This is a genomic window from Mesorhizobium sp. M8A.F.Ca.ET.208.01.1.1 (assembly GCF_004791315.1).
GTDB lineage: Bacteria > Pseudomonadota > Alphaproteobacteria > Rhizobiales > Rhizobiaceae > Mesorhizobium.
In genome coordinates, this window is sequence record NZ_SRUT01000009.1 from 147,788 (window position 1) to 161,129 (window position 13,342).

The 13,342-nt window shown below is 64.2% G+C and carries 13 protein-coding genes; 12 read left to right on the forward strand and 1 reads right to left on the reverse strand.

The features are described 5' to 3' along the window. Positions 1-138 precede the first annotated feature (138 nt). The 8 genes from EN851_RS28745 to EN851_RS28780 are packed head-to-tail and all read left to right on the forward strand — an operon-like array spanning position 139 to position 8,333. Positions 139-789, forward strand: a complete 651-nt coding sequence (locus EN851_RS28745) for a Rieske (2Fe-2S) protein (RefSeq protein ID WP_135882369.1) — start codon at positions 139-141, stop codon at positions 787-789. After that, complete coding sequence (locus tag EN851_RS28750) at positions 786-1,631, forward strand: aromatic ring-hydroxylating dioxygenase subunit alpha (protein ID WP_135882367.1); 846 nt, start codon at positions 786-788, stop codon at positions 1,629-1,631. The genes EN851_RS28745 and EN851_RS28750 overlap by 4 nt, the downstream gene beginning before the upstream one ends. Further along, on the forward strand, positions 1,628-2,287 hold the full coding sequence (locus EN851_RS28755) for a glutathione S-transferase family protein (RefSeq protein ID WP_127870092.1): 660 nt from the start codon (positions 1,628-1,630) through the stop codon (positions 2,285-2,287). Before EN851_RS28750 ends, EN851_RS28755 begins: the two co-directional genes overlap by 4 nt. Before the next feature lies 1 nt (position 2,288). Next, positions 2,289-3,668: an amidohydrolase gene (locus EN851_RS28760; protein WP_135930515.1), complete on the forward strand. Its 1,380-nt coding sequence runs from the start codon at positions 2,289-2,291 to the stop codon at positions 3,666-3,668. Positions 3,669-3,707: 39 nt separating this feature from the next. Continuing rightward, positions 3,708-4,802 (forward strand): BMP family ABC transporter substrate-binding protein, encoded by a 1,095-nt coding sequence (locus tag EN851_RS28765; RefSeq protein WP_189343778.1) that lies wholly within the window; start codon positions 3,708-3,710, stop codon positions 4,800-4,802. A gap of 2 nt (positions 4,803-4,804) precedes the next feature. After that, a complete protein-coding gene (locus EN851_RS28770) occupies positions 4,805-6,328 on the forward strand; it encodes an ABC transporter ATP-binding protein (protein WP_127278481.1) in 1,524 nt (507 codons plus the stop codon). Further along, positions 6,325-7,425: an ABC transporter permease gene (locus EN851_RS28775; RefSeq protein ID WP_127870088.1), complete on the forward strand. Its 1,101-nt coding sequence runs from the start codon at positions 6,325-6,327 to the stop codon at positions 7,423-7,425. Before EN851_RS28770 ends, EN851_RS28775 begins: the two co-directional genes overlap by 4 nt. Continuing rightward, positions 7,422-8,333 (forward strand): ABC transporter permease, encoded by a 912-nt coding sequence (locus EN851_RS28780; protein ID WP_135930516.1) that lies wholly within the window; start codon positions 7,422-7,424, stop codon positions 8,331-8,333. The genes EN851_RS28775 and EN851_RS28780 overlap by 4 nt, the downstream gene beginning before the upstream one ends. A 75-nt stretch (positions 8,334-8,408) precedes the next feature. On the opposite strand, the gene EN851_RS28785 is transcribed toward EN851_RS28780, so the two are convergent. After that, complete coding sequence (locus EN851_RS28785) at positions 8,409-9,080, reverse strand: GntR family transcriptional regulator (protein ID WP_127278478.1); 672 nt, start codon at positions 9,078-9,080, stop codon at positions 8,409-8,411. A 335-nt stretch (positions 9,081-9,415) separates the two neighbouring features. Between EN851_RS28785 and EN851_RS28790 the strand changes: the two genes are divergently transcribed. From EN851_RS28790 to EN851_RS28805, 4 genes are read left to right on the forward strand one after another with little or no spacing between them, the layout of a single operon-like run. Next, on the forward strand, positions 9,416-10,543 hold the full coding sequence (locus EN851_RS28790; protein ID WP_135930517.1) for a BMP family ABC transporter substrate-binding protein: 1,128 nt from the start codon (positions 9,416-9,418) through the stop codon (positions 10,541-10,543). Between the two features lie 15 nt (positions 10,544-10,558). Beyond that, positions 10,559-11,683 (forward strand): ABC transporter permease, encoded by a 1,125-nt coding sequence (locus tag EN851_RS28795; RefSeq protein WP_135930518.1) that lies wholly within the window; start codon positions 10,559-10,561, stop codon positions 11,681-11,683. Continuing rightward, complete coding sequence (locus tag EN851_RS28800; RefSeq protein WP_135930519.1) at positions 11,683-12,609, forward strand: ABC transporter permease; 927 nt, start codon at positions 11,683-11,685, stop codon at positions 12,607-12,609. Before EN851_RS28795 ends, EN851_RS28800 begins: the two co-directional genes overlap by 1 nt. Positions 12,610-12,640: 31 nt before the next feature. Beyond that, positions 12,641-13,342, forward strand: coding sequence for an isochorismatase family cysteine hydrolase (locus EN851_RS28805; RefSeq protein ID WP_135930520.1), 702 nt, complete (start codon positions 12,641-12,643; stop codon positions 13,340-13,342).

Genomic DNA, 13,342 nt, shown 5'->3' on the forward strand with positions numbered 1-13,342 from the left:
CCTGCCAAGGTGCCATGCACCTTTTTTGGGCATTATTGCCCGTGAGGAAATGTTGTGCAAACGTGACCCGCCTATTAGCATATGCTTGACCGCGAAGCTGCGCTCAGGAAGATGCTGGTGTTGTTTGAAAGTTGATATATGCCGCCTTATCCGACCGGCTCATGGATACCTGTTGCCCTCTCCGCGGACTTGCCGGCGGGAACCGTAATGCCCGCGCAGTCCCCGGCTGGGCCGGTTGCGCTTTGGCGAAGCCGTTCGGGCCGAGCATCGGCGTTTGCGGACAGATGCCCCCATCGCGGCATGCGCCTTTCCCACGGCTTTGTACGCGGTGAGACCCTGTCCTGCATCTATCACGGCTGGGGCTATGCTCAGGAGGGAAATTGCCTGCGCATTCCCGCTCATCCGGCGCTGACTCCGCCGGACACGATTCGCGTTGCAACGCAGCATGTCGAGGATGGCGACGGTGTCATCTGGATTTCCGCCGGCGAAGCCGCTGCCCCTCCGCCGCGGCTCGACGGCGTTGCCCCGCTGCGTTCCATGATGGTGGAAGCGAACGTCGCGGCGCTGGAGGCGGCCGCGGGCGCGAAGGCCGCGGGAGGCCTGCTCGACCATAGCAACCATGGCCTGACGCTTCGGCTGCTGCTTGCGCCCGATGGGGAAGCCCGGACGCTTATGCATGTTCTGGTGGGCGAGGACGCCAATCCGACCGAACGGATCGCCGCGTCGAGGGCCGCCGAAACGCTGCGGCGGGCGGCCGAGAGAATTCGGAGCGGTGGGGCCGTCCAATGACCCGCAACGCGATGATCGACGAATGGTATCCCGTCGGCCTTGCGAGCCAGCTCGACGCGCATGGGCGCGGCACGGCCCTGATGGGCGAGCCCATCGAGGTGAGACGCGGCGAAGACGGAACCGCCAAGGTCACAGGCGGCAACGGACGTGTCCTCCCAACCTGCATCCGCTATGGCCATGTCTGGTCATCGCTCGGCGATCCGAAAAAGCCGCTGTTTGCGATCCCCGAGGCCGATCAGCCTGGCCGCCGGCTCGTCGATGTCGGCGTGGTTCGCGTGCGCTGTTCGCCATTGCGCGCGGTGGAGAACTTCCTGGACATTGCGCATTTTCCATTCGTCCACACCGACATATTGGGCTCCGAACCGCACACGGAGGTCCAGAACTACAAGGTCGAAATCCGCGAGGACGAAGACGAGGTTTGGGCTACCCAGGTGAAGTTCTACCAGCCGCAGGCCGCGAAGTCGGCGGAGGGCGGCATAACGACGGAGTACATGTATCGCGTGCCCGCGCCGACATGCTCGATCCTCTACAAGACCTGCCCGCCGCGTCCCGGCGAATGGGACGTCATTACGCTGTTCGTGCAGCCGCTTGCCGAAGACCTTTGTGACGTGTGGCCCTGGATGGCGCTGTTCGACGACGAGACGCCGATGACGGACCTGATCCATTTCCAGCAGACGATCTTCGTCCAGGACCGGTCGATCCTCGAAAACCAGATCCCGAGGTTGCTGCCGCTCGACCCCGGCATGGAGATTCCCACGCGAGCCGACCTGACTTCGGTTGCCTACCGGCGCTGGCTGAAGCGCCATGGCTACACCTACGGCGCGCAACTGGTGGCGCAATGAAGCTCTACGACTACGTGCTGTCGCCGAGCTGTTACAAGGTGCGCCTGATGGCGGCGCTGGCAGGGGTGAAGCTCAGCATCCGGCCCGTCGATTTCCATCCCGGCGCCGAGCATCGCGGCCCGGAACTCATGGCGCTCAACCCGGCGGGTTCGATCCCGATCCTGGAGGATGGCGACCTCGTCCTGACCGAATCCTCGGCCATGCTTGTCTACCTCGCTACAAAGGCGGCACCGCAATGGCTGGGCAACGATACGGCCGTGCAAGCGGCGCGTGTCCAACAATGGCTTTCGTTCTCGCATCGACTGACAGCAAGCCTGGGGGCGGCGCGCCTGCACGAGATGCTGCTGCGCCCGGGCAACATCGATGCCCTTAAGGGACAGGGGACGGCAGCCCTGCGGGAATTGGAAGCTGGTCTCGTAGAACAGAGTATCCGCGGCCAGCGCTTCCTCGCATCGGACCGGCCGACGGTCGCGGACATCGCCTGTTTCCCCTATGTGGCGCTGGCGCCGGACGGCGGGGTCTCGCTCGATCCTTATCCCACGATCCGTCTATGGTCGCGGGCCATCCGCGGTCTCGACGGCTTCATCGAGATGCCTGGCATCCACCGGCTGCATGAGCTCAAACCCGAGCCCGTCCCAGAAGTAGGCGAGGCCTGAAATGGCGGGTTATCTGTTGAAGAACTGTGCCGCGGTCATCGTGGACGATGGCGACGGTCCGCGCGTCCGCCGCAACGTCGATGTGTTGACCGACGGCCCGGCTGTACGGGCCATCGGCGAAGCCCTGGATAAGGGTGAGTTGCCTGTGGGGACCGTCACGCAGGACGCCGCCGGTTGGTTCGTCTATCCCGGCCTCGTCAACACCCATCACCACTTCTTTCAGTGCTTCGTGCGCAACCGCGCCGATCTGGACTGGACGAAGCTGTCGGTCATCGAATGGCTCGACCGCATCTATCCCATCTTCTCACGGCTGACCGAGGAGTGCTTCTATCACTCATCGGTCACGGCCATGGCGGAATTGATAAAGCACGGCTGCACGACGGCATTCGATCATCAATACTGCTTTCCGCGGCATGCCGGCAAAAGGCTGATCGACCGACAGTTCGAGGCGGCCGAACTGCTCGGCATGCGCTTCCATGCCGGACGTGGCGGCAACACGTTGCCGAAATCGGAAGGCTCGACCATCCCCGACGCCATGCTGGAAACGACGGACGAGTTCATCGCCGACTGCGCCCGGCTGATCGACACCTACCATGATGACGGTAAGTTCAGCATGCGTCAGGTCGTGGTCGCGCCCTGCCAGCCGGTCAACTGCTATCGCGAGACATTCGTGGAATCGGTAGCGCTGGCGCGCGACCGCAAGGTGCGCATGCACACCCATGTCGGCGAAGGCGAAAGTCCGGTCATGCAAGCCCGCCACGGCCTGCGCACGGTGGATTATTGCGCGGAGATCGGTTTCTCCGGGACGGATGCCTTCTATGCCCATTGCTGGGAACTGACCCACGACGAACTGCGCAAGATGGCCGCTATCGGCACCGGCGTGGCGCACTGCCCGGAGCCGGTCTATCTCGTCGGCGCCGAAATCACCGACATACCGGCGATGTCGGCCCTCGGGCTGAGTGTAGGACTGGGTTGCGACGGCGCCGCCTCGAATGACAATTCCAACCTGATGCACTGCATCCATTCAGCCTACATGCTGCAATGCCTTGCGGCGTCGACACGCGACCACCCGGTTCCGCCGCCGGTCGATTTCCTCGGCTATGCGACGACAGGTGGCGCGGCGCTGCTCGGGCGCGGCGATATCGGCAGGCTGTCGCCCGGCATGGCCGCCGACCTGTTCGCCATCGACACGCGGCGCATGGACTATGTCGGCACGCGGCATGATCCGCTGAGCCTGCTGGCCAAGGTGGGCATCGGCACGCCGACCGACATGACGATGATCAACGGCCGCATCGTCTGGGCCAAGGGAGAATTCCCGGGACTCGACGAGGCAAGGCTGTTCGCGCAAGCCGAGGCGGCGCTCGCCACCGTGGAATTCTAGCAACCAAAACCAAAACCAAAAGCAAGGGGAACCGACATGCTGACAAATCTTACCCGCAGAACCTTGATGAAGGGCGCCGCCGCTACCGGGCTCGTCGCCGCGGTGGGCAGCCGCGTGCTCGCCGCCGACGGACCGCTGGGCATCGTGCTGGTGGTCCCCTCGCCGGTCGGCGACGTCGGCTGGGGCCGTGCGCTGGCCGACGGGCTCGAGCCGGTCAAGGCCGCCTATGGCGACAAGGTGAAGGTCACCATCCTCGAAAACATTCAGGAAGGCCCCGACGCCGACCGCATCATGAACAAGGCGGTCGCGGACGGGAACAAGGTCCTCATCGCCGGCTCCTTCGGCTATCAGAACGGCGCCCTGCAGATCGCGCGCCGCAATCCTGATGTCACCGTGCTGCACGCGTCCGGTTTCGAGGTGGCGCCGAACTTCTCACCCTTCGCGGCACAATATTCCCAGGGCACCTATCTGATGGGCATGGCGGCGGCCTCGCTTTCGAAGACGGGCAAGCTCGGCTCGGTGTCGGCCTTCGCCATCCCCGAGCTGATAACCTCCATCAACGCGTTCACGCTGGGTGCGCAGGCTGTGAAGCCCGATGTCGAGGTTTCCGTCGTATGGGTGAATTCCTGGTTCGACCCGGCCAAGGAGCAGGAAGCCGCCAAGGCGCTGCTGGCGCAGAAATGCGACGTCATCTTCTCCAACGCGCAGGACACGCCTTCCGTCGTCGCGGCTTGCGAAGAGGCAGGCATCCCCGCCTTCAACCTCAACTCGTCAATGAAGAAATACGCGCCCAAGACCTATCTCGGCTGCGTGGCGACCGATTGGTCGCCCTTCTTCAAAGCCTCGGTCGACGCCCACTTTGCTGGTACCTTCAAGGGCGCCAGCGCCTTCCTGGGGGTCGGCGACAAGGTCGTCGAGGTCGTCGACTGGAACCCGGGCATCCCGGCAGACATCATGACCAAGATCAAGGAAGTCGAAGCCAAGATCGCCGACGGCAGCTTCTCGCCCTTTGCCGGTCCGATCGCCAAGGCCGACGGCAGCGAAGGCGTCCCCGCCGGCAAGACTATGGCCGTGGCCGAGATCGTCGCCATGGACTGGCACGTCAAGGGTGTCACCACGCCGCTGCCCAAGTAACCATGACCGCCCCGCTCCTGTCGCTGCGCGGCATCTCCAAGAGCTACGGCCAGATCCATGCCAATCGGGACATCGATCTGGACGTGGCTCCGCGCTCTATCCACGCGATCCTCGGAGAGAACGGTGCGGGCAAATCGACGCTGATGAAGCTCATATACGGCGTCGAGCAGCCGGACGCCGGAACAGCGACCTGGAAAGGAGACCCCCTGGCGCTCGCGTCCCCGGCGGATGCGAGGCGCAAGGGGATCGGCATGGTCTTCCAGCATTTCTCGTTGTTCGAGACGCTGACGGTGGTGGAGAACGTCCGGCTGGTCGTGCCCGGGAGGAAATCGGACCTTGCGCAAGGCATCTGCAAGCTCGGCCGCGACTTCGGCCTGGAAGTCGATCCGCTCGCCCATGTGCACGCGCTCTCGGTTGGAGAGCGGCAGCGGGTGGAAATCATCCGCTGCCTGATGACCGAACCGCAGCTCCTGATCCTCGACGAACCGACCTCCGTCCTGCCGCCGCAATCGGTGGAGAAGCTTTTCGAGACATTGCGGCGGCTGCGCGACGGCGGCGTGTCCATCCTTTTCATCTCGCACAAGCTGGAGGAAATCCGTGCGGTCTGCGACCGCGCGACCATCCTGCGCGGCGGTCACATCACCGGCAATGTGGATCCCCGCGACCACGACGCGCACGACCTAGCCCGCATGATGATCGGCCGCGACATGCCGCAGCCCATGCCGGCAGTCGCACATTCCGGCGGGGAAAAGCGCCTTGAAATCGTCGGCCTCGACCATCGACCCGACGATCCCTTCGCCGCGGCGCTTTCCGATGTCAGCCTGACGGTCCGGGCGGGCGAGATCCTCGGCATCGCCGGCATCTCGGGTAACGGGCAGAGCGAACTCGCCGCGCTGATCTCGGGCGAGACGATGCTGCCGCGCGAACAGTCACAGCGTATCTTCATCATGGGAAAGGATGTCGGCGCGCTCGATGCGGCTGCCCGCCGGCGGCTGGGCTTCGCCTTCGTTCCGGAGGAACGGCTGGGCCGTGGCGCGGTGCCCGAAATGTCGCTCGTCCTCAACAGCCTGCTGACCGCACATCCCTCCGGCCTCTTGAAACGCGGCCTCGTCGACACGGCCCGTGCGAAGGCCTTCACAGAAGACTGCGTGCGGCAGTACGACGTGCGTACACCGGGTCCCGAGGCCGAGGCGGGGGCGCTTTCGGGAGGCAATCTGCAGAAATTCATCGTGGGCCGCGAGATTATGTTATCCCCTAAATTGCTGTTTGTGGCGCAGCCCACCTGGGGCGTGGACGTCGGCGCGGCATCCGCCATCCGCCAGCGCCTTGTCGCCCTGCGCAACGAAGGCATGGCCATTCTGGTCATCTCGGAGGAACTGGAGGAACTGTTCGAGCTTTGCGATGCGATCCAGGTGATCCATCAGGGTCGGCTGAGCGCGCCGCTAGTGACGCGCGACACCAGGCCCGAGGAGATCGGCCGTTACATGATCGGCGCGCATTCGACGGCCGAAAAGATCCCCGCATGAGCGCTTCGTTCCGACCCTCCCTTCCCGTGCTGATTCGACGTGAACACGCCTCGCCAGCAATCAAGCTGGCCGCACCGGCCGCGGCACTCGGCGCGGCGACGCTGCTCAATCTCGGGCTCTACCTCCTGATGGGCCGCGATCCGGTCGCCGTTTTCCAAGCGATGCTTCTTGAGCCCTTCCTGTCCTGGGCCTCGTTTTCGGAAGTCCTGCTCAAGATGGGGCCGCTGTTGCTGATTGCGCAGGGGCTTGCCATCGGCTTTCGCGCAAAGATCTTCAACATCGGCGCCGAGGGCCAGTTCATCCTCGGCGCGATCTTCGCGTCGGCCATTCCCATTTGGCTCCCGCAGGCAACAGGTCAGTGGATCTGGCCCGCCATGCTCGTCCTCGGCGCGCTGGGCGGCGCGCTTTGGGCCTCGCTCACGGCGTTCTGGCGCGTGCGGCTCAACGCAAACGAGATTCTCGTGTCGCTCATGCTGGCGCTCGTTGCGGCGCAACTTCTCAACTATCTGCTTCTTGGCCCCTGGAAGGACCCGGCCGGCTTCAACTTCCCGCAGTCGGTGATGTTCCAGTACGACGCGATGGTACCGATCCTGATCCCCGGCACCCGCGTCAACGTCTCGCTGCTTATCGCCTTCGCGTTCTCCCTCGCGGCCTGGGTCTTCATGCAGAGGAGTTTCGCTGGCTACAAGCTGCAGGTCGGCGGCCTTGCTCCACGCGCGGCCGGATACGCCGGCTTCAACGAAGGACGCGCGATCTGGCTTTCGCTCCTCATCGGTGGCTTAGCGGCTGGCCTCGCCGGGGCTGCCGAGGTGGCCGGGCCGCTCGGCCAGTTGCAGCGCTCCATCTCGACCGGCTACGGCTACGCCGCCATCATCGTGGCCTATCTCGGTGGCCTTCACCCGATAGGCATCGTTTTTTCCGCGCTGCTCATGGCGGCCCTCTATATCGGCGGCGACAACGCCATGGTCTCGGCAAATCTGCCGATCGCCGCTGTCCGGGTCTTCCAGGGCAGCCTGCTGCTCGCCTATCTCGTCGCCATGGCCTTCGTCCGCTACCGGCTCGAATGGCGCCATGCCGCTCACGGAAGCACTCCATGAATGCCCTCGAGTTCATCGTCGCCGGAATGCTGGCGGCGGCCACGCCGTTCCTTTTGGCCGCGCTGGGCGAAATGGTGGCCGAGCGGGCCGGCGTCCTCAATCTCGGCGTGGAGGGAATGATGGCCATGGGAGCGGTCGTCGCCTTCATTATCGTCTATCACGGCGGCGGTCACCTCCTGGGTTTCCTCGCCGCGGGCCTCGCCGGCACGGCTCTTTCCCTTGTCTTTGCCATCATCGCGCTGGGGTTCCGCGCCAACCAGGTCGCGGTGGGTCTGGCCATCGGCATACTCGGCCAGGGCCTCTCGGCACTGTTCGGCAAGAGCTATGAGAGCCTTACGGTCAAGGGCCTGCCGAAGCTTTCATTGCCCTGGCTTTCAGATATCCCGGTCATCGGCGGCCTGTTCGCTCAGGACGTCATCGTGTGGCTCTCGCTGGCCGTGACCGTCGCCATCTGGGCGATATTCGCCTACACCAAGACCGGCCTTGTCGTGCGCGCCGTCGGCGAGAATCCCAAGGCGGCCCATGCGCTGGGCTATCCGGTGATTGCCGTGCGCTTCGCCGCTGTCGCTTTCGGCGGCGCGTTTGCGGGTTTCGCCGGTGCCTACGCGGCCGTGGTCTACACGCCGCTCTGGGCCGACGGCATGATCGCCGGGCGCGGCTGGATCGCGATCGCGCTCGTGGTCTTCGGCACTTGGCTCACCAGCCGTATCTTCCTCGGCGCCTGCCTCTTCGGCGCCGTCTCCCTCGCAAGCCTCGCGGCCCAGGCGACCGGGCTCGACATTTCCTCGCAACTTCTGTCGAGCCTGCCTTATCTCGTGACAATCGTCGTGCTGGGCGTCATTTCCTCGAACCGGCGCCTGCTCAAGCTCAACGGCGTGGCTTCGCTGGGAGAGCCTTTCGAACACTGAGCAATTCCAATGCCGCTTGTGAGCAGGCCTCAGGGGCCAACATACTCGAAAGTGGATGAGCCTCAGAAGCTCAGGTCATTTGCCTGATAAGGTGGCGGCGAATGGCGTTGCTGCTCTTGGGCCACTTGGCTGCTCACCGACGGCAAAAACTGCGCTTGCCACGCTGACGATTGCGACATGGTCCTTTGCGGCCGCCCCCGCAGCGGCACTGTCGCCACGCAGGATCGCGGTGACTATGGCGTCATGCTCCTGCCAGGATTTGGCAAGGCGTCCGGCCAACCTGAACTGGGCACGCCGGAAAGGGGCAAGACGGCTGCGCGTCGTCGCTGTCAGCTCATAGATGTGCGTGCTGTGAGCGCCGCGATAGAGCCGGCTGTGGAACTCGGTGTTGAAATATTCATAGTCTTCCTCGGCGCCCAGCCGCACCAGCCGTGCCGAGGCCTCGTGCTCGGCCTCGAGCGCGCGGCGCTCGCTGACGGTCATGCGCTCGGCGCAGAAGCGCGCGCATATGCCTTCAAGTTCGGCCATGCTTTCGAACATCGAGGTGAGATATTCCTGGGTGACGACGGCGACGATGGCGCCTCTGTTCGGTCGCCTTTCAACCAGACCCATGGCGCTTAGCTGTCCGAGCGCCTCGCGCACGGGGGTGCGCGACACCTCGAAGCGGGCGGCAAGCGAGGTTTCGTCGAGCTTTTCACCAGGGCGCAGTACGCCGGTGACGATGCGGTCGCCGATGGCCCTCACCATCTGATCAACGGTCGTTCCCAATCGGACCAAGCTGCGCTTTCCCGACACGCCTCCTCCAAGCCTCCGTTTTCATTTCCAGACCATGAACCGGCCGAACGAAAGTCCGCTTCCGACTCAGTCGTACCCTGTATGCCTATGTTTTAATCTTCCTGTCAAATTGTCTGATTTCAAGGCAAAAAGTGCATGCAGTTGCCTTTCGATTGTGCAATGCCAAAAGATATTATTACTGATTTTATTGGGTAAATTTTAATTTCTGGATTGGCATAGCAATTGCATGCACTTTCTTGAGAAGGCGTTAACCGACCCGGAAAAGGTCCTACAGGGGAGCATAAGAAATGACCGACCGATTCTTGCTTAGCCGCCGCCAGCTGCTCAAGACCTCCGCCGCCGGAGCGGCACTCGGGCTTGCGTCCGCGGCCTTTCCCGTCAGCAGGGCCTTTGCCGCCAGCGCCACCGTCGGCTTCATCTATGTCGGGCCGAAGGATGACTATGGTTACAACCAGGCGCATGCCGAAGGTGCGGCGACGCTGAAGGCCATCGAGGGCATTACCGTCGTGGAGGAGGAGAACGTACCGGAGACGGTCGACGTCCAGAAGACGATGGAATCGATGATCAATCTCGACGGCGCCTCGCTGATCTTCCCGACCTCTTTCGGCTACTTCGACCCCCACATGCTGGCCATGTGCGCGAAATTCCCCAACGCGCAGTTCCGCCATTGCGGCGGCATGTGGGACAAGGCGAAGCACCCGATGAATGCCGGCTCCTATTTCGGCTATATCGGCATGGGCCAGTATCTCAACGGCGTTGTCGCCGGCCACACCTCAAAGACCAAGAAGCTCGGCTTCGTCGCGGCCAAGCCCATTCCGCAGGTGCTGCTCAACATCAACTCCTTCCTGCTCGGCGCGCGCTCGGTCGATCCGACCATCACTTGCCAGGTCATCTTCACCGGCGAGTGGTCTCTGGCGGTCAAGGAGGCGGAAGCCACCAACGCGCTGGTCGACCAGGGCGCCGATGTCATCACTTGCCATGTCGACAGCCCGAAAGTGGTGGTCGAAACCGCCGCCGGGCGCGGCGCTTTCGTCTGCGGCTACCATGCCAACCAGAGCCCGCTGGCGCCCGAAAAGTATCTCACCGGCGCCGAGTGGAACTGGGCCAAGGTCTACAAGATGTTCGTCGACGATCTCGTCGCCGGCACGCCGCTGCCGAACTTCACGCGTGGCGGCCTTGCCGACGGCTTCGTCAAGATGAGCCCGCTAGGGCCCGCCGTCGGCGAAGCAGGCCGCAAGCAGTTCGACGCTACCCTGGCTGAAATGATGAAGGGCGGCTTCGCCGTCATCAAGGGACCGCTGAAGAGCAACAAGGGCGCCGTCGTCGCCACCGCGGGGCAGGCTTTCCCGGAGACAGCGATCGAGCTCGAAAGCATGGACTATCTGGTCGAGGGCGTCGTCGGCTCGACCGCCTGATCTGGGGGTGGGACGATGGTGGACACGGTGACAGGGGCCGGCATGCCGGCACTCTTCGGCGCCAGGGGATATCCTCCGGTGCTGGAATGGATCGCGCGGCGGGCGGAAGCCTTCGTCATTCCGCTCGCAGCACTTGTCGTCGGCATGGCGCTGTTCAGCCTGTTCATCGCACTGGTCGGCAAGTCGCCGATCCTGCTCTACGAGACCATGTGGCGGGGCGGCTTCGGCTCCTGGTTCTCGATCCAGAACTCGCTGTCGCGGGCCGCACCGCTGCTTCTGGCGGCGCTCTGCGTGGCACTCCCGGCGCGGCTTGGCCTCGTCGTCATCGGCGGTGAGGGCGCCATCGTGCTGGGCGGCGTTGGTGCTGCTGCCATCGGCGTGGCGCTCAGCGGCTCGCCATCGTCAATCGTCATTCTTGCCATGGGCGTGGCGGGCATGGCCGCCGGCGGCATCTGGATCGGTGCCGTCGGCGCGCTGCGCCACTACCGGGCCGTCAACGAAACCATCTCCAGCCTGCTGATGGCCTACATCGCCATCGCGCTGATGAACCAGTTGGTGGAAGGGCCGCTGCGCGACCCGGCCTCGCTCAACAAACCTTCGACCCAGCCGCTGGCGGACATCTACCGCATCGGCAACATTCCGGGCATGGACGTGCATTGGGGGCTGGTCATTGGCGTGGTCGCCTGCGTTCTCTCCTGGGTGCTCATCGAAAAGACCCGCTGGGGTTTTGCCGCGCGCATCGCCGGCGGTAATGTGCGCGCGGCACAGGTGCAGGGGCTGGCCGTCGGACCGCTCATCGTCGGCTTCACGGCACTGGCGGGCGGCTTCGCCGGGCTTGCCGGCATGCTGGAGGTCGCCGCCGTGCAAGGCAGCGCCAATGCCTCGCTCGCCGCCGGCTATGGTTACACCGGCATCCTCGTCGCCTTCCTCGCCCGCCACAACCCGCTGGCCATCATTCCGGTCGCCATCCTGCTTGGCGGCATCGACGCCTCGGGCGGGTTGATCCAGCGCCGCATGGACCTGCCCGACGCCACGGTGCTGGTGCTGCAAGGCATGATCTTCATCGTCATCCTGTTCAGCGAAACCTTTTACGGCCGCTTCAAGGCCTTCAATCCCGACCTCTGGAAAAGGGCCTCCTGATGGACGCGACCGAGATCGGCCTCTGGGGCGTGCCGCTGGCCATTCTGGGCGGCGCCATCCGCGTGTCGACGCCCTTCATCTTCGTCTCGCTGGGCGAGGCGATCACCGAGCGTTCCGGCCGCATCAATCTGGGGCTGGAAGGCACGCTGGTCTTCGGCGCCATGACCGCCTATGCGGTCGCGGTGATGACCAACTCGCCGTGGCTCGGCCTGCTTGCCGCAGCTTTCGCCGGCCTGTTCTTCGGCCTGTTCCATGGCTGGATCTGCAAATTTCGTGGGGTCAACGACATTGCCATCGGCATCGCGCTGATGCTGTTCGGCTCGGGCCTCGCCTTCTTCTTCGGCAAGCCGTTCATCAAGCCGAAGGCGCCCAACCTACCGGCCATTCCGTTCGGCGGTTGGTCCGATATCCCGCAGGTGCAGGCGGCGCTCGACGTCAACGTGCTGTTCCTGATCGGCGCGGTGCTTTCCGTCATCCTGTGGTGGGCGTTCCGCAACACGCGCGCCGGCCTCATACTGCGTGTCGTCGGTGACAGTTCCGATGCAGCACGCGCCATGGGCCTCAACCCCGACACGGTGCGGCTGCTCGCCACCGGCGTCGGCGGCGCGCTGGCCGGCATCGGCGGCGCCTACCTATCGCTCTACTATCCCGGCAGTTGGACCGAGCGCATCTCGTCAGGCCAGGGTCTGATGGCGGTGGCGCTGGTCATCTTCGCGCGCTGGAACCCGCTCGGCTGCTTTGCCGCGGCCCTTTTGTTCGGCGGAGCCGGCGCGCTCGGCCCGGCGCTGCAATCGGTCGGCGTCACGCAAGGCTACTACCTGTTTTACGCCGCTCCCTACATCCTCACCCTCATCATCATGATCGTCACCTCCTCGCCGACACGAACGCTTGCCGGCGCGCCAGGCGAATTGTCGATCACCAAATGAGACTTGGCACCAAATGACTGGAGTTTTGCCTATGAACGCCAGAGCCGAGATTGCCCAGCACACCATCGATGCCGAGCCCTATCCGTGGCCCTACAATGGTGACCTGCGGCCCGACAACACGGCGCTGATCATCATCGACATGCAAACCGATTTCTGCGGGCCAGGCGGCTATGTCGACCATATGGGTTACGATTTATCGCTGGTGCGGGCGCCGATCAAACCGATCAAGGCGGTGCTGTCGGCGATGCGGGCCAAGGGGTATACCATCATCCACACGCGCGAGGGGCACCGGCCCGATCTCGCCGACCTGCCGGCCAACAAGCGCTGGCGTTCGCGCCGCATCAATGCCGGTATCGGCGATGCCGGCCCGTGCGGGCGCATCCTTGTGCGCGGCGAGCCGGGCTGGGACATCATCCCCGACCTCTACCCGATCGAGGGCGAGCCGATCATCGACAAGCCTGGCAAAGGCTCGTTCTGCGCCACCGACCTGGAGCTGATCCTCAACCAGCGCCGCATCGAGAACATCGTACTGACCGGCATCACCACGGATGTCTGCGTGCACACCACAATGCGCGAGGCCAATGACCGCGGCTATGAATGCATGATGCTGGAGGATTGCTGCGGGGCGACCGACCACGGCAACCATCTGGCGGCGATCAAGATGATCAAGATGCAAGGCGGCGTCTTCGGCACGGTGTCGAATTCGACGGCGCTCGTGGCTCAGTTGCCATGA

What these genes read in the sequence shown, in the direction of transcription:
- EN851_RS28795 (WP_135930518.1), top strand. Translation starts at nt 10,559, where the DNA reads ATGGTGGACACGGTGACAGGGGCCGGCATGCCGGCACTCTTCGGCGCC.
- EN851_RS28780 (WP_135930516.1), top strand. Translation starts at nt 7,422, where the DNA reads ATGAATGCCCTCGAGTTCATCGTCGCCGGAATGCTGGCGGCGGCCACG.
- EN851_RS28750 (WP_135882367.1), top strand. Translation starts at nt 786, where the DNA reads ATGACCCGCAACGCGATGATCGACGAATGGTATCCCGTCGGCCTTGCG.
- EN851_RS28760 (WP_135930515.1), top strand. Translation starts at nt 2,289, where the DNA reads ATGGCGGGTTATCTGTTGAAGAACTGTGCCGCGGTCATCGTGGACGAT.
- EN851_RS28800 (WP_135930519.1), top strand. Translation starts at nt 11,683, where the DNA reads ATGGACGCGACCGAGATCGGCCTCTGGGGCGTGCCGCTGGCCATTCTG.
- EN851_RS28745 (WP_135882369.1), top strand. Translation starts at nt 139, where the DNA reads ATGCCGCCTTATCCGACCGGCTCATGGATACCTGTTGCCCTCTCCGCG.
- EN851_RS28790 (WP_135930517.1), top strand. Translation starts at nt 9,416, where the DNA reads ATGACCGACCGATTCTTGCTTAGCCGCCGCCAGCTGCTCAAGACCTCC.
- EN851_RS28755 (WP_127870092.1), top strand. Translation starts at nt 1,628, where the DNA reads ATGAAGCTCTACGACTACGTGCTGTCGCCGAGCTGTTACAAGGTGCGC.
- EN851_RS28805 (WP_135930520.1), top strand. Translation starts at nt 12,641, where the DNA reads ATGAACGCCAGAGCCGAGATTGCCCAGCACACCATCGATGCCGAGCCC.
- EN851_RS28785 (WP_127278478.1), bottom strand. Translation starts at nt 9,080, where the DNA reads ATGGTGAGGGCCATCGGCGACCGCATCGTCACCGGCGTACTGCGCCCT.
- EN851_RS28775 (WP_127870088.1), top strand. Translation starts at nt 6,325, where the DNA reads ATGAGCGCTTCGTTCCGACCCTCCCTTCCCGTGCTGATTCGACGTGAA.
- EN851_RS28770 (WP_127278481.1), top strand. Translation starts at nt 4,805, where the DNA reads ATGACCGCCCCGCTCCTGTCGCTGCGCGGCATCTCCAAGAGCTACGGC.